Origin of the sequence: Microcoleus sp. F4-D5, from assembly GCF_036704885.1 — a bacterium.
Lineage (GTDB): Bacteria > Cyanobacteriota > Cyanobacteriia > Cyanobacteriales > Microcoleaceae > Microcoleus.
This window is the reverse complement of the sequence record NZ_JAUBSX010000005.1, coordinates 112,740-128,782: the sequence shown is the minus strand read 5'-3', so window position 1 is coordinate 128,782 and position 16,043 is coordinate 112,740. Positions and strand designations below refer to the sequence as shown.

The following is a 16,043-nucleotide window of genomic DNA, read 5'->3' as shown; positions in this document are numbered from 1 at the left end:
TCCCTAACAGGATTTTGAATTATTCACTCCCCTATCTCAAATCTCCAATCTCAAGTCTTAAATTCGGTTACTTTAGTGACTCATCTTTCAAAGTAGAAAAATTTTCAAACCAACCGCGCCGCCAGAAGAAGTAAACTAAAGCCGAGGCGATCGCTACCATGATCGCCCAACAAAGCGGATAGCCAAAATACCAATTCAGTTCCGGCATATTCCAAGGCGATTTCTCTGTATTGAAATTCATCCCGTATACTCCCGCCACAAAAGTTAGAGGAATAAAGATACTAGAAATTACTGTCAGCAGTTTCATAATTTCATTCATTTTATTGCCAACCGATGACAGATAAACATCCATTAAACCCGAAGACAACTCTCGATAGGTTTCCACCATATCCATCACCTGCACCGTATGATCGTAACAGTCGCGCAGGTAAATTCGCACCTCAGGACTAATCAAATCACTGCTATCTCGAATCAAAACATTAATTGCATCCCGCTGCGGCCAAATGGCGCGGCGCAGCGTCAGCAATTCTCGCCGAATTTTATAAATTTTTTCCAGGGTTCGGCGGGTAGGGTTAACCACCACTTCATCCTCTAGTTCTTCAATGCGCTCTCCGTACATTTCTAATACTGGGAAGAATCCATCTATAATGGAATCTAACAGAGTGTAAGCCAGATAATCTGCTCCGTGTTTGCGAATAATTCCTTGTCCTTTACGAATGCGATCGCGCACTGGATCGAAACAATCATAGTCCGGTTCTTCCTGAACAGTTAACAGGTAATGTTTACCCAAAAGCAAACTAACTTGTTCTTTGTGAAAATTATCTGAATTCGGCTTAACCATCACCATCCAGGCAATTATTAAAATATGATTTTCGTAATGTACAACTTTAGGGCGCTGGGGTACATTAACCACATCCTCTTGAGCCACAAGATGCAAATCAAACACTTGACCCATTTGAAGCCAAGTTTCTTGATTTCCCAATCCCAACACGTCAACCCAAGAAACAGATGCTGTATCTAAATACGCAGCAGCTTCTTGAGGATTTGCCAAGTGGGCGCGAGTAGCTGCTGTCTCGCAGTAGTCAATTAATACAATCTCCGGAGGCGGCGCATCGGGTTCTAAGTCGAGAGTTCCCGGCGGAGCCCCCGGATCGTCATAAAAATAGTCAACGTAGGAATCATCATCATCGTCTTTAATTGGTTTTGCAAATGCACTAGAAGTATGTATGCTTTTGTATACCATGCTCATATTCCTGACTTGACTTTTAGAACCTTGAATTAGATTATCATTTTTCTCGTCCTACTACCAATTACCAATTACCAATTACTAATTACCAATTACCTCTGCCGAATAGGAATCTCGATCGCGAATTCACTTCCCTCTCCCGGCGCGGAAATGCACTGCAGGGTACCCCCGTGTCTTTCTACCACAATCTGATAGGAGATAGACAGTCCCAAACCTGTACCTTTGCCTACTGGTTTAGTAGTAAAAAACGGGTCAAATATCCGAGACTTAACAGACTCTGCCATTCCCGAACCGTTATCGGAAATTGCGATCGCAACCCGATTGTTATCCAAAACCTCCGTGCGAATCCGAATCGAAGGCAATGAGTTGCAACTTAAAGGTAAACTTGGAAAATCTTGCCGTTCTGTTTCCGAAGCAGTCGCCAATTCCAGCTTCCTATTCCTGACATCTGCTAAAGCATCAATAGCATTATTTAAAATATTCATAAACACTTGATTTAACTGTCCTGCGTAGCACTGTATCGGCGGCAATTTTCCATATTTTTTAACTATTTCAATATTACGATTTCTGCCATTTTCTTTAAGTCTGTGTTGCAAAATTAACAGAGCGCTATCGATTCCTTCGTGGATATTAACACGCTTTATATCGGATTCTTCCAGGCGGGAAAAGTTTCGCAAAGACAGAACTATTTGGCGAATTCGTTCGGCTCCGGTTTGAATTGAATTCAGTAGGTGCGGAAAATCCTCTTTCATAAATTCGAGTTCTATCTGTTCAGCCAAATCCGCAATCAAAGAAACAGGTTCTGGGTAATGTTCTTGATACAAATTGCACAAATACAGCAAGTTTTTGGCATACTCGCTAGCATAAATGATATTACCGTATATAAAACTGACAGGATTATTAATTTCGTGAGCAATTCCCGCTACTAGCTGTCCCAAACCAGACATTTTTTCGGCTTGAATTAGTTGAGTTTGAGTCCTTCCTAATTGTTTTAATGTTTGCTCTAGCTCGTGATTTTTATGTTTTAACTGAGATTCAGCCTGTTTGCGCTTGGTAATATTGCGGGCGATAGCGATCGCTTGATGCGAGTTAAAAGGCAGCAATCTCGCTTCATAAGTTTCTTCTCCGGTCGCCATAGGTAGCGAATACTCTAGATTAACAGGAGTTCTGTTTTCGGAAACCTCAAGTATTGCCCGCTCGAATTGGCTGGCCGCGGTTGCCGGCAATATATCGATCATTCGTTTGCCCACAAAATACTCGGGACTCAGGTGCAAATCCGATGAATTTCCTGACAAGTAATCCAAAATAATGCCGTCTGAATCGATTCGGAAATACAAATCGGGCAATGCCAGAAAAACAGCTTCCAACTCGGAAGTTTTTTGGCGCAATGCTTCTTGGGCCCAGTAGCGATCGCTAATATCAACAATCACCCCATCCAAACAGCAAACGTTCCCATCTGCGTCGAACACAGGAGAACCTTTATCCCACACCCATTTAACCGTCCCGTCTGCTGCTAGCAAGCGGTATTCCAAGTTATAAGACTGTTTGTTTTCTATTGCTTGCCGAATAGTGGCTTCTACTTTTACCAAATCTTCCGGGTAAATAATGCTAGCAAAAGTCCTACCTCCCCTGTTCAAAGGCGAAATAAAATCCCCAGCCGGGTAGCCCGTTAGCAAGTAAACCGCATTGCTAATAAAACTTGTCGAAAAATCGCATTGCCAGCGATAAACCACTCCCGGAATATTTGCTACCAAAGACCTAAATCTGGTTTCGCTACGGCGCAAAGCTGCTTCCGATTCATAACGTTCTGTAATATCGCGAGCGAAAGCTAGCACTGCAAATACATTGCCTTCAGGGTCGCGCAGGGGAAGTTTTTGGGTATCAAAAATATGTACTGAACCGTCTGCAACAGTGGCCGGATCGCAGGGATTGTGGATAATTTCGCCTGCCAGTACAGCAGAGTCGTCTGTGCGGAAGCCTCGGATATTTTTGGCAGAATTTCCAAACACTAGCTCTACTGAAAACCCTAATTCTAAATCGGATTTGCCAATTATTTCTGCTACTGTTTTGCCGATCGATTGAGCGAAACTCCTGTTGACCAAAATATAGCAAAAATTTTGGTCTTTGGCAAAAATCCAGTCGCTGGTTTTGTCTATAACTGTGCGCAGCAGTTGTTCGGAACGTTCGGTTTTTTCTAAAGCTACCTGGAGTTCTAGTTCCAGGCACTTGCGAGCAGTAATGTTTTCAAAAGCAACGCCGACGCAGTTGTTGGGTAATGGAAAAGCTTTAATAGAAAAAGCGCGAGTTATTCTGCCACTTTCATCGCAGTCAATATCTTCAATTTCTACGGCTTTCTGACTGCGAATTACCGAAACAAATGCCTGGGGAATGTTTTTCGATCGCAGGTGGGGAAAAATCTCGTCGATTGTCATGCCCAAAACGTCGGCCATTTCTAATCCGGTAAACAGGGTAGCAGCGGGATTAGAGGCGATCGCCCTGAGAGTGCTGTCATCGTCTATATTTTCTAAATGGTAGACGTACAAACCAATTTGCATATTCTCGACAATTTGGTCGTAGAGGCGCACGCTTTCGTCCACCTGCCTGCGTTCGGTGATATCTTCAGTAATACCTAAAACGTACTGGGGACGGCCTGCGGCGTCGAGAATGGGCACTTTGCGGGTGTGCAGTATTCTCATACCTTTGTGGCGAGTTTGAATCGGCTCTTCGGCTATGTCTTTAACAGTAGATTGGTTGCGATTGCCGGTCAGTATTTCCCTGTCTTGAGCGGTGAAAACATCAGCTTGTTCTTTGGGGTAAATATCGTAGTCATTTTTGCCGATCGCCTCTTGAGAGGTAACACCTGCGATCGTTTCTCCCGCTTTATTCCACAGCACAAATTTCAGGGAGGAAGCATCTTTAGCAAAAACACCCACCGGCAGATTTTCTACTACGGAATTGAGGAACCCTCTAGCTGATTTTAATTCGGCTTCTGCACGCTTGCGTTCGATGCCTAAAGCGATGACATCGGCAACCGATGCTAAAGTTTCTTGAAAGGGTGGTGTCAGCGGCTGGCTGCTGATAATTACCATAACTCCCACCAGCCGTTCTTCGACAATTAAAGGGTAGCCGGCGAAGGTGAAAATTTGCTTGGGGATTGGGCAATTTGCCGGCTTTTGACGGCTGTCGATCGTGGCTAATTCGGAACTGTGTGCCGCTGTTGCTTGGGATTCTTCCTGTAGGAGTTCAAAATTATTCAGTTCAAATCCGCAGTCGAATTGCGCTTTTTGCTGTTTGGCGATCGAGTTAACTTTACGTTCAATAAAGCTAGCCCGATCGGCTGTGCGGCTGTAGATTCCCGAGACGGCTTGCAATTCCCAAACATTCTGTTGAGAGTTAAAAATCCAAATTTCAGCAGAGGCGACATCGAGATTTTGCACCATTGCCTCGCAGCAGGGAAGCAGGATATCTTGAGGGTGTTTGGTGAGGGCAATACCGACATCGGCTACCATTGCTGTGAGGCGAGAAGCTTGGGCTTTTTCCGCTTCCAACCGTTTGCGATCCGTGATGTCTTCCACCAAAGACAGCACGGTAAAAGTGTCGCCGCTGCGAATAATTGAGTTGAACCAGCGACACCAAATTACCTGTCCGCTTTTAGTATAGTTGCGGTTAATTGAAGTATTGCCTCTGCCTGTGGCTAGTTCGAGTTCGATCGCGCTTACAGCCTCTCTATCTTCTTCGCAAACCAAATCTAAATCGCCGAACTGCTTGCCCATCATATCATCGGATGTCCAGCCCAAGATTTCTTCAGCGCGTTTCGACCACTGAACGATGCGAAAATCTTCATCCCAGCCCACCATTGCCAGGGGACTGTTAGCTGCATTCAACCACAGTAAATGGTTGGATCTTCGCAACTCTTGAGTTTTCTGCTGCTGCCAGCGGTAGTGCCTGGTGATATCTCTACCAACGCCGAAAACCCGCATCTGGTTGCTAGAGGCATCTACCGCTGGCGTGTAAGCCGTTTCGTAAATTTTTATCCCGCCGTCTGCCGCCGTCACCTCGTGAATTGCCAGCCTTTTTTTCCCTGTGATAAATACTTGTTGCAGGCAGGGATCGATCTGCGAGATTATCTTTTTGAGAGGAGCATTATTGGGATATAATTTTAATAATTCTTGATGAGTTTTGTTGACTATTTCAGCAGGTTCCAATCCCATCCAAGCAGCAGCGACAGGATTGAGCGATAGGTACTTTTGCTGTCGATCGCACTCTAGGAAAGCATCAACCGAGTTAGAGAAAAAAGACTGTAACGAGTTGATAACTTCCTGCATGGGTATTTTTCGATCGCTTGCAAGTTAAGCTCTAAAATTTTCCTAAAGTTAGTTTAACTCACTCAAATATTTTTGCACACTTTACTGCGGCGGTTCCCGGTGCAATTTTTGGTACAAGTTTCGGTGCAATTCCCTATAATACAAAAATTTTAAGGACATAGTATTTTTTGGAATATAACTTAATTAGAGAGAGCAGATGCTCTTTTTTTGAACGAGACGTAGCGGATAGACAAGGCAAAAGCGAGATGGGGAGAGGGGAAGAGACGCTTAGAAACCCGGTTTCTGGGAAAAATTTTAGTCGATCGATAGGGTAAGGTGCGCACTGCGCACCCTACAGAAGCTACAGACTGGTTTTTTGCCTCAACAGCCAGCAGTCAGCCGGCAGTTTTTAGGTGAAAACTGCTGACTCGTGACGGAAGACTACATCATGCCCATGCCGCCCATGCCGCCCATGCCGCCCATGCCGCCCATGCCGCCCATGCCGCCCATGCCGCCCATGTCGCCCATGTCGCCGCCGGGTTTTTTCTTCTCGGGTTTTTCGACAATCACAGCTTCAGTGGTCAGCACCATACCAGCAATGGAACCGGCATTCTGCAAAGCCGATCGCACCACCTTAGCCGGGTCAATAATCCCGGCGCCAATCATATCCTCGTACACGTCGGTGAGAGCGTTGTAGCCAATGTTGAACTCGCTCGCCCGCACTCGTTCGATGACGATCGAACCTTCAACGCCGGCATTATCAGCGATTTGACGCAAAGGTGCTTCCAAAGCTTTCTTCACCAAGTCAGCGCCTACTTGTTCTTCGGTGTCTAAAGTTTTGGCGATCGCATCTATTTTTGTAATCAAGTGAATTAGCGTCGTGCCGCCTCCGGCAACGATACCTTCTTCCACAGCAGCTTTAGTAGCGTTCAGAGCGTCTTCAATACGCAGTTTACGGTCTTTGAGCTCGGTTTCGGTAGCTGCGCCGACTTTAATTACAGCGATGCCGCCGGCGAGTTTGGCGATGCGTTCGGTCAATTTTTCCTTGTCGTACTCGGAATCCGTCGCTTCTAGCTGCTTGCGGATTTGTTCGATCCGTTTTTGCACGTCTGCTTTGTGTTCGTCGCCAGCAACAATGATCGTGTTTTCTTTGTCGATCGTAATTTTGCGGGCGGTACCGAGCATTTCTAGAGTTGCCGTATCGATGCTGAGTCCGACTTCTTCGGAAATCAGTTGACCGCCGGTGAGCACGGCGATATCTTGAAGCATAGCTTTGCGCCGATCGCCAAAACCAGGAGCTTTGGTAGCTGCAATATTCAACACGCCGCGGGCTTTGTTGACTACCAGAGTTGCCAAAGCTTCGCCTTCAATATCTTCGGCGATAATTAGGAACGGTTGACCGGTGCGGGCGATTTTTTCGAGAACTGGAATTAGTTCTTGAATAGAGCTAATTTTTTTGTCGGTAATCAGGATGCGAGCGTTTTCGTAATCAACTTCCATGCGATCGGTGTTGGTGACGAAATACGGAGAAAGATATCCGCGATCGTACTGCATCCCTTCAACGACTTCCAATTCTGTTGTCAGAGATTTCGACTCTTCTACAGTAATTACGCCGTCTTTCGTGACTTTTTCCATCGCTTGGGAAATCATGGCGCCAACTTCTTCGTCGTTACCGGCGGAGACAGTGGCGACCTGAGCAATGGCGCTTCCTTCGACGGGTTTCGCCAATTTCTCGATTTCCAGCACCAAGTGGGCGATCGTTTTTTCAATACCCCGGCGCAGCGCAACTGGATTCGCGCCAGCGGCGACATTCTTCAAACCTTCGCGAATCAGGGATTGAGCTATGACCGTTGCGGTTGTTGTGCCGTCGCCTGCGATATCTTTAGTTTTGGAGGCTACTTCTTGAATTAAGCGAGCGCCGGCATTTTCCAGGGGGTCTTCGAGTTCGATCTCCCTAGCAACGGTGATACCGTCGTTAACGATTTGGGGAGTGCCGTATTTCTTTTCCAATAGGACGTTCCGGCCTTTCGGGCCCAAGGTGATGCGGACTGCATCGGCGAGTTGATTGACGCCGCGTTCTAGTGCCCGCCGAGATTTGTCGCTAAATGCAACTATTTTGGTCATGTTTGTCTCCTGTCGCTTACATTAGCAAATTTAGCACTCTCTGAGTCTGAGTGCTAAACCGATCGATTTTTGATTGTAGCGCGCCCCAACGGTGCGGGGGGTTGCGGGGGCGGATTGGAGATGTGGGCGATCGTTCCGGGTGGCTGAGGACAGGGCAATGCCGTGTCCCCACATATCTCGTGTCGCCACAGATATAATGTGGTTTGTTACATATCGATATAATCAGGTTTTGGTTGAGGCCAAAACCTAATTTTGATGGCGCGTTATCCCAAAGCAGAAATTTTATTAAAATTTTCTTAACTTGTGTTTTCCGTCATCTACCTTTCGATAGAACTTCTATTATTTTTTTTTCGACCTTCTACCTTTTATAGCAACCGCCAAGACTATTAGGACGTTCTTAATTGCTAAAAACCTTGGGGAAGACTCCTTCTTCCTTCAGCATCCATCCGTTAAATCCCGATTCACTGCGCGTTGCCGAACCTTCTTCCTTTCCTCAATCAATCTCAAATTACCTACTAACACATGGCTCGTTATTCTCGACTGCAAAAACTCGGCTCTTATATGCGCCCGCACTGGAAACCAACCTTCTGGGGCGTTTTTTCGCTATTAGTTGTCAATGCTGTGGGCGTTTACATTCCCCTGCTGATTCGGAATGCAGTTGACACTCTGCAAGTTGCGATTAAATTTGACCAAGTTTTCAACTACGTGCTGCTGATTCTGGTACTCGCCTCAATCATGTGGGTGATTCGGATGGCGTCGCGGATTTTGCTGTTTGGCGTGGGACGCCAAGTCGAATTTGACCTCAAACAGCAAATATTTAATCATTTATTAACTTTAGAACCGTCTTATTTTGCTGCCAATACGGTAGGAGATTTAATTAACCGCGCTACTTCCGACTTGGACAATATTCGCCGCTTGGTGGGGTTTGCAGTGTTGAGTTTGGCGAATACGGCATTTGCCTATGCTTTGACTTTGCCTGTGATGCTGGGGATTAATCTAAAGCTGACGCTGTTGGCGATCGCAGTTTATCCTTTAATGCTAGTTTTGGTGCAGTTATTTAGCGACAAACTTCGCATCCAACAGTTAGCCGTGCAAGAGGAACTGTCAGCGATGAGCGATTTAATTCAGGAAGATATGAGCGGGATTTCCGTAATTAAAATCTACGCTCAAGAAGAAAACGAACGCCGAGCTTTTCGCAATTCCAACGAAAAGTTGCTATCAGCAAACTTGCTCTTAGCAAAAACAAGAAACTTTATTTTTCCACTGCTGGGCGGTTTGGCAAGCATCAGTTTGTTGGTGCTGCTTTCAGCCGGTGGCGGGGCAATTGCTCAGGGTGAAATTAGCATTGGCGATTTTGTGGCGTTGCTGATTTATGTCGAGCGTTTGGTGTTTCCGACGGCGCTGTTGGGTTTCACAATTACTGCTTACCAGCGGGGAGAAGTGAGTGTCGATCGCATCGAATCAATTCTGACTGTGGAACCGCAAATTAAAGATGCTGCCGGTGCAGTTGAACTGCCAACTCCAGTCAAAGGCGAAATTGCGGCTCGCCATCTAAATTTTACTTATCCGGGTGCTAAGACACCCGCACTTAAAGATGTTAATTTTACCATAAAACCGGGCGAAACTATCGCAATTGTCGGGGCGATCGGCTCGGGAAAATCAACTTTAGCTAATGCGCTGCCACGCTTGCTAGATATCGATCCGGGTCAGTTATTTGTAGACGGACAGGATATTACTGAGGTGAAACTAACGCAATTGCGCGGGGCGATCGCCTACGTTCCCCAAGAAAGTTTTCTGTTCGGCACTACCATCAAAAATAACATCCGTTACGGGAATCCTTTAGCCGAACAGCCCGAGATTGAAGCTGCGGCAAAACAAGCGCAAATTCACGCCGAAATCCTCAACTTTCCGCAACAGTACAAAACAGTTGTCGGCGAGCGCGGCATTACTTTATCCGGCGGACAGCGCCAGCGGACGGCACTTGCTCGCGCTTTGTTAGTTGATGCCCCCGTCCTCATTTTGGATGATGCTCTTTCCAGCGTTGACAATCAAACTGCTACCGATATTTTGCAAAACTTGGCAACGGGAACCGATCGCAAAACGGTCATCTTTATCTCGCATCAAATGTCGGCTGCGGCCAGTGCCGATCGCATTTTTGTGATGGATAACGGAGAAATAGTTCAGAGCGGAACTCATGCAGAATTGGTAGGTCAAACAGGGCTTTATCAGTATTTGTGGAACCAGCAAAAACTAGAGGAATTGCTGCATTGACTTGTGCGATCGTATCAAACAGTTTTGTAGTAAGGACTTTAGTCCTTCCCAGCTTTAAAAAAATCCTGCAACACGGAAGTAGGGAGCTCATTCAATTGACCCGATCGCACAAATTCAGCATAAGTATCAGCCTCTATTGCCTCCAAATCCCCTTCGAGTTTGTCAATAGTCATCTGCCGCAGTTCAGGAGAGCGATCGTACATTTGATTGATTTCTGTTTGCAGCAAGTTTAATTTTTCTTGAAGCTGACTCGCGAGATGATTGGAAAACTCAGGCTCGATTCTACGATCGCCCGATACTTCAGATAGATGCTTGAGAACCCGATTGAGAGCAACACGTTGGGCGATCGCCTCCAGATACTGCTGGCGCAACTCCTGGTTGCTCAACAACCCCAATTTTTCCAGCAGCGCCTTGGTGGTTAAACCTTGTACTAGCAGCGTAAATAAAACTACGCCAAACACGATCGCAATAATTTTTTCCCGTTCTGGAAAAACATCCGGCACGCTCAAAGCTAAAGCAATCGATACAGAACCCCGCAATCCTCCCCACCAAATCACTGTTCTATCGGCTAATGAAATTTCAGATTTTGCCAACCAATTGCTCAACCATCCTAAACCAAAAATAGCGATCGCTCGCGTCACAAACATCGCCGCCACAGTTATGCCAATGATTCCTAAATTCGCTCCCAAACCAGCAAAACTAATTCGATCGCCAATCAGCAGGAACATGATCGAATTTACAAAAAACGCCACAAAATCCCAAAATTGTGTTACCGCCAGTCTGGTACTGGGTTGCATACCGATACGAGAGCCGAAATTTCCAAATATCAAGCCCATCACCACCACACCAATCACCCCAGAACCACCCAATTCCTCAACAATTATATAAGTGCCGTAGGCTGAAACTAAGGTTAACGATTGCTCCACCAAAGGTAAATCAAACCGCTGGGTGAGATAGGAGATACCAAAACCGATCGCACTCCCGACAGTAATCCCAATTCCCACAAAAGCTAAGAAACGCCCCACCAGAAATGGGATGCCAACTTCATCCGTCCCTAAAGAGAATCCCACCAAAAAACTAAAGGCAACAACAGCAATGCCATCATTAAATAAACTCTCTCCCTCCACCAGCAAAGCCAGGCGTTTTTCAACTCCCAGTTCCCGGAACAATGCAATAACTGAAACAGGATCTGTAGCAGATATACTAGCTCCTACCAACAGGGCGATTCCTAAAGAAACTCCAGCTATTTGGTTGAGAGCAAAAGCCACGCCAGCAACGGAAATAACAACACCCAAAACCGCATAAAGAGCGATCGGCACTAAATCCCGCTTGAGTTTAGACCATTCCAGATTCCAAGCAGCTTCAAACAAAAGAGGCGGCAGAAAAATCAACAGAATCAGTTCGGGCGAGAGCGACACCAAGCGCACATCTATAAAAGCCAAACCCAACCCGACAATTACTAAAAGCAGCGTGTAGGGAATTTGGCGCAACCAGCCCCACAGTTGCGGCAGAATCGCCACACTTAAGGAAACTAATAGCACTAAAAGAAATTTCTTCAGATTTCCCTCAATAGTCGCTTCGTTAATTAGAGTTTCTGGGGTCATATAATTAGGAATAAAATAGTTAAGGATTCGGTTTAGATCGGGACTTATTCAGCGTCGATCGCCGCACTTCTTCAACTTGACTGACTTGAAAAATTAGGGTAAAAGGTTGACCCATTTCTTTTTCGACAAATGCTTCTAAAAGCTGGACTTGTTTGGGCGTCAAAGCTTCGCTGCTGCGAACAATCAGACGAACCTCCGGCGGTTTTGTCAACCAGTTAGTATCAGTTTTAATCAGTTCCACTCGTTGAAAAGTGATAGTTCGGTTAAGCAACGCCCGCTTCAGACTGGCTTCTAGTTGCGCTTGCTCGATCAATTCCGCAAAACTCACCCCCAAAGGAATCACAAGTACAGTCGTCAATGCTAGCGCCCACAATAGGGCTTTACCGGCGCGATGCAGGGGCGTATAGCCGGCCATTAAAGAGGTTAGCATACAGGAGAGAGTAATCCCCAGCAAATTAGTAAGATACAGCAGGCTTGCTCCCAGGCTGAGCGACCAATTAGCTTGAGATAAGCCTAAACCAATAACACAAATTGGCGGCATGAGAGCCACGGCGATCGCAGTTCCCGCCAGAGTAGCAGAAACTTTGGGCTGAACTTTCGCATAGCCGCTGATTCCCCCAGCGGCGATCGCAATTCCCAAGTCTAGTAATGTAGGTTTAGAACGAGCTAGAACTTCGCTCCCAAAGTCGGGAATTTGTACCAAAGCGCCCAAAAAACAAGCTAGAAAAATTGCTAGCACCGTCCCGACTGCTAATGCAATTAAACCTTTGCGGAAGAGGAGAACGTTACCTTCTACCGCTCCAAATGCTAGCCCTCGGATTGGCAACATCAGAGGCGCAATAATCATAGCACCGATAATTACGGCTGCACTGTTGGCAAGCAGTCCAAAGGTGGCGATTATACAGGAACCGAGAATTAAGACAATATAGTCAATATCTAGGGTTGATTCTGCCAACAAGTCAACTCGTATTTGCTTTAAATGCTCTTGAGCAATCCTGCTCCTCGTGAAATATTTAAGACGGTCTCGAATATTGTTGAGCAAAATAATCTCCTTAAGTCAGGGGCTTGTATCCGTCATACGATTTTAGATTTTAGATTTTAGATTCTAGATTTTAGATTTTAGATTTTAGATTCTAGATTTTAGATTTTAGATTTTAGATTCTAGATTCTAGATTTTAGATTTTAGATTTTAGATTTTAGATTCTAGATTTTAGATTTTAGATTTTAGATTTTAGATTCTAGATTTTAGATTTTAGACTCGATATTTTAGAGTCGATATTTTCAATTTACTCCACAGATGAATCTGGGAGGTTGAATAAGAGTCTAAAATTTGGGCTACTCACGACAATAGTCGGGGGCTGCTATCCGCATGCAGGTGCGAGCAAAAGAATCAAAATCCCAGCCAGCCAGTTTTCGAGGATGTCCCAGAATCCGAAAGCAATTGCCGCGCCACTAATACCCAGCAGTTGCATAAAATCCCCTGCCTTGAATGACGGGATGGCGATGAATAACGCGATCGGCAATAATTGATTTATAATCAAGATATATACTCCACCCCAATAATACCGAATCATGCTCGCAGAAGCAAACGCGACACTTTGGCCTAGTCTAATTACTGTTTCAGCATTAATTCTCTACTTCGTTGTTACCATCAACGTCGGCAGAGCTAGATTCAAATACAAAGTTTCTCCCCCGCAGATGACAGGAAACCCAGACTTTGAGCGAGTGGTGCGAGTTCAGCAAAATACCTTAGAGCAAATGATTCTATTTTTGCCCTCGCTGTGGCTGTTCTCGCAATTTATCAGCCCAATTTGGGGCGCCGGTATCGGCGCAGTCTGGATAGTTGGACGCATTTTGTTTGCTTGGGGTTACTATCAAGCTGCCGAAAAAAGAGCGGCAGGATTTGGCATTAGTACCTTAGCTACTTTAACTTTGCTTGGTGGTTCCTTAACTGGCATAATTATGTCGCTGCTGAAGGTTCGATCGTAGCTGGCGATCGGCATAATTGTTTTTCTACTCGTTCCCGGGCTCTGCCTGGTAACGCATATCCGGAGACTCAGCCTCCAATTTTCCTGCTGAAAAAGCGAGGCAGAGTCTCTGCACAGCGGTTCTCAGGAAGAGTCCGGGAAGCAGTTAAATTTAATAAATGTTAGGAGTCAATATGTCAGAAACCAACAAACCCGTATTTGAAATTAACCCGAAACTTTTTCAGCAGCTTGTCGAGTGGCAAGAAAAACTTGAACGAGAAGATGAATTAGCAAGAGAGTCAGAAAACGAGAAACCAACTGAGGTACAAAATCCTCCCGACAGTGATGAACAGCATCCTCAAACAGATAATTTCTAGCTGGTGGCTAGCAGCATCTTTGGGATTTCCGGCTGCTGTCTCGGCTCAATCGCTGACACCCAGCCAAATTCAGCAAGTCAATAGCGGCTTGTTTCGTTCTAACTCTCAAGATTTCTTTGAGCAAGGCAATCGCCAACTGGAAAGGGAAATCGCAACTTTGTTGCAAAAAAATGTCGCTTCCGAAGACCGGATTCTGGAGATTGATGAAAAATTGCGCTCTCAGCTTTGTAGGCAAGAATTTAAAATATCGTCGTCGCATTCTGATACAATAAGTGCTGCTCAGATTGCTGATTTTCAGAGCCAATTAAAAGGCATTTGCAGAGAAAATTAAAAGGAAAGTGAGGTCAATATTCAAAGTTTAGTGCTAATGGATAAAGAGGCAATGGCAAAGTTAAAAACAGCCATGCTGGAAGCGGAAACCGCTGCTCATTTGGCGGCAATCATTATTGATTATACTCATGAGGAAATAATGATAGTTTTTCAGGCTCTAGAATGGGAACAACAGGATAGAATTAAGACTGTTTGGAAGACTGTTAGTTAAAGTAGATTGGGCAAAATCAGAGGTTTTAATTTTTGACCGCAGATGTAAGCCGATAGACGCAGATGAACGCAGATTTAATTTTGTTAGTGTTCGCTGTGTAGAACAATCTTAATTTTTACACAGCGAACAATGACATATCTAAACTAGGGATTCGAGGCATAATTGGCGGAAATGATCGCCCCGTTGCTCGAAGTTTTGGTATTGATCGAAGCTAGCACAGGCTGGGGAAAGCAGCACTACTTTAGCATGATTTTGTTTGCCTAATTCTGCTGCTCGCGGGATGGCTCGTTCCATTGTTTCGACTATTTCCCAAGCGTTGTAATTTGCTTGTTCGAGCCGATCGGCAAAAATACCTGCCGCATCCCCAATTAGCAACACCGCAGCAGCTTTCGCCTTGATTGTATCAATCCACGCGCGATCGTCCCCTTCTTTGGCGTCGCCGCCCGCAATTAAAATCGCCGGTGCACTCACAGAAGCCAACCCGACTTGGGCGGCGTCATAATTAGTAGCTTTGCTGTCGTTGATGAAATCTATGCCTTCCCAAGTGCAGATGTGTTCGAGGCGGTGCGAAACTCCGGGGAATTTAGCGATCGCCCGGGCGATCGCACTTTTATCTATCCCCGCCAAATTAGCCGCCGCTACCGCCATTAACAAATTCTGCAAATTGTGTTCTCCCACCATCCGCAAAGAATCAGCAGGCAGAATTTTCTCGCTTTGAGCTATTACCCAACCGTTTTCGATGTACGCTCCAAAAGTGCGATCGCCCAACAGTTCTTTTTCACCTTTGACACTCGTCCAACACGCATCCGGCCAAATGTCAACTCCTTGCTGCCGCAAACAAGGATCGTCGCCGTTGATTACTTGCAATTCAGACTTTTTCAGCAAATGCGCTTTAATGCTGTAGTAATTTTCCAAAGTTTTGTGGCGGCTGAGGTGATCCGGCGTCAAAGTCGTCAAAACTCCGATGCGCGGCGCTACCAACGGCGAAGATTCTATCTGATAGCTGCTGATTTCTGCGATTACCCAATCCGGCTGTTTTTCGGCTAAAGCTAATTCGCACGCAGCATAACCAATATTGCCGCAAGCGGGAGCGTAAAGCCCTGCCTCGGCAAAAATAGCAGCAATTAAAGCAGTAGTAGTAGTTTTGCCGTTAGTGCCGGTAATTCCCACCCAAGGAGATTTGAGGTAACGCCACGCGAGAGCCATTTCTCCGATTGTTTCAATGCCTAACTCTCTGGCGCGCACTAATGCTGGAATGTCCCAGGGAACGCCCGGACTTACTACTATTAATTCTATAGATTCGACTGGTTCAAAAGATTGACCTAACTCAACTTTAATTCCTTCCCTAGTGAGTTCCTGTTGCTGTTCGAGCAAGCTTGGGGAAGATGAGCGATCGCTCAGCGTTACTTCCCATCCTTCGCGTTTTAGCAGTCTGGCGGCGGCAATTCCTGATTTTCCTAGTCCAATGATATGAGCGATCGGCATAAGTTGTGTGTGTGATGGAGCAAACTTCCCTGGTTTTATAAGTTTATATCTTAACCTTGAATTGGTTGTTAACTATTGGCCATTTTGCTTAAATTATGACTGTTTCGGCTCGTTTCCAGGCTCT

13 protein-coding genes are annotated in these 16,043 nt (G+C 45.6%); 5 read left to right on the top strand and 8 right to left on the bottom strand.

Annotated features, from left to right (window positions below):
- Nucleotides 1-67: 67 nt before the first annotated feature.
- The 4 genes from corA to QUA80_RS04205 all read right to left on the bottom strand — a co-directional run bounded on the left by corA (nt 68) and on the right by QUA80_RS04205 (nt 7,863).
- Nucleotides 68-1,243, bottom strand: a complete 1,176-nt coding sequence (corA, locus tag QUA80_RS04220) for a magnesium/cobalt transporter CorA (RefSeq protein WP_333421710.1) — start codon at nt 1,241-1,243, stop codon at nt 68-70.
- A 95-nt stretch (nt 1,244-1,338) separates the two neighbouring features.
- Nucleotides 1,339-5,571, bottom strand: a complete 4,233-nt coding sequence (locus QUA80_RS04215; RefSeq protein ID WP_333421708.1) for a PAS domain S-box protein — start codon at nt 5,569-5,571, stop codon at nt 1,339-1,341.
- A 420-nt stretch (nt 5,572-5,991) separates the two neighbouring features.
- Nucleotides 5,992-7,674 carry a chaperonin GroEL gene (gene groL / locus QUA80_RS04210; protein WP_333421707.1) on the bottom strand — a complete coding sequence of 561 codons (1,683 nt, stop codon included), beginning with the start codon at nt 7,672-7,674 and terminating at the stop codon, nt 5,992-5,994.
- A gap of 30 nt (nt 7,675-7,704) precedes the next feature.
- Nucleotides 7,705-7,863 carry a hypothetical protein gene (locus QUA80_RS04205; RefSeq protein ID WP_333421705.1) on the bottom strand — a complete coding sequence of 53 codons (159 nt, stop codon included), beginning with the start codon at nt 7,861-7,863 and terminating at the stop codon, nt 7,705-7,707.
- 333 nt (nt 7,864-8,196) lie between these two features.
- On the opposite strand from QUA80_RS04205, the gene QUA80_RS04200 reads away from it, so the two are divergent.
- Nucleotides 8,197-9,945 carry an ABC transporter ATP-binding protein gene (locus QUA80_RS04200; RefSeq protein WP_333421703.1) on the top strand — a complete coding sequence of 583 codons (1,749 nt, stop codon included), beginning with the start codon at nt 8,197-8,199 and terminating at the stop codon, nt 9,943-9,945.
- A gap of 38 nt (nt 9,946-9,983) precedes the next feature.
- On the opposite strand, the gene QUA80_RS04195 is transcribed toward QUA80_RS04200, so the two are convergent.
- The 3 genes from QUA80_RS04195 to QUA80_RS04185 all read right to left on the bottom strand — a co-directional run bounded on the left by QUA80_RS04195 (nt 9,984) and on the right by QUA80_RS04185 (nt 13,090).
- Entirely contained in the window at nt 9,984-11,549 is a 1,566-nt protein-coding gene (locus QUA80_RS04195; RefSeq protein WP_333421701.1) for a sodium:proton antiporter, read from the bottom strand.
- Between the two features lie 19 nt (nt 11,550-11,568).
- Entirely contained in the window at nt 11,569-12,591 is a 1,023-nt protein-coding gene (locus QUA80_RS04190) for a DUF389 domain-containing protein (RefSeq protein ID WP_333421699.1), read from the bottom strand.
- Nucleotides 12,592-12,910: 319 nt separating this feature from the next.
- Entirely contained in the window at nt 12,911-13,090 is a 180-nt protein-coding gene (locus tag QUA80_RS04185) for a hypothetical protein (RefSeq protein ID WP_333421697.1), read from the bottom strand.
- Between the two features lie 31 nt (nt 13,091-13,121).
- Here QUA80_RS04185 and QUA80_RS04180 point away from each other — a divergent pair, with 31 nt between their 5' ends.
- The 4 genes from QUA80_RS04180 to QUA80_RS04165 all read left to right on the top strand — a co-directional run bounded on the left by QUA80_RS04180 (nt 13,122) and on the right by QUA80_RS04165 (nt 14,434).
- The gene (locus tag QUA80_RS04180; protein ID WP_333421695.1) at nt 13,122-13,538 is read left to right on the top strand and encodes an MAPEG family protein; all 417 of its coding nucleotides are present in this window, start codon (nt 13,122-13,124) and stop codon (nt 13,536-13,538) included.
- Nucleotides 13,539-13,710: 172 nt separating this feature from the next.
- Nucleotides 13,711-13,893, top strand: coding sequence for a hypothetical protein (locus QUA80_RS04175; protein WP_333421693.1), 183 nt, complete (start codon nt 13,711-13,713; stop codon nt 13,891-13,893).
- Entirely contained in the window at nt 13,862-14,224 is a 363-nt protein-coding gene (locus tag QUA80_RS04170; RefSeq protein WP_333421691.1) for a hypothetical protein, read from the top strand. Before QUA80_RS04175 ends, QUA80_RS04170 begins: the two co-directional genes overlap by 32 nt.
- Nucleotides 14,225-14,260: 36 nt before the next feature.
- The gene (locus tag QUA80_RS04165; RefSeq protein ID WP_333421689.1) at nt 14,261-14,434 is read left to right on the top strand and encodes a hypothetical protein; all 174 of its coding nucleotides are present in this window, start codon (nt 14,261-14,263) and stop codon (nt 14,432-14,434) included.
- Between the two features lie 138 nt (nt 14,435-14,572).
- Here the strand turns inward: QUA80_RS04165 and murD are convergent, their stop codons facing one another.
- Nucleotides 14,573-15,919 (bottom strand): UDP-N-acetylmuramoyl-L-alanine--D-glutamate ligase, encoded by a 1,347-nt coding sequence (murD, locus tag QUA80_RS04160; RefSeq protein ID WP_333421687.1) that lies wholly within the window; start codon nt 15,917-15,919, stop codon nt 14,573-14,575.
- Between the last annotated feature and the right edge of the window lie 124 nt (nt 15,920-16,043).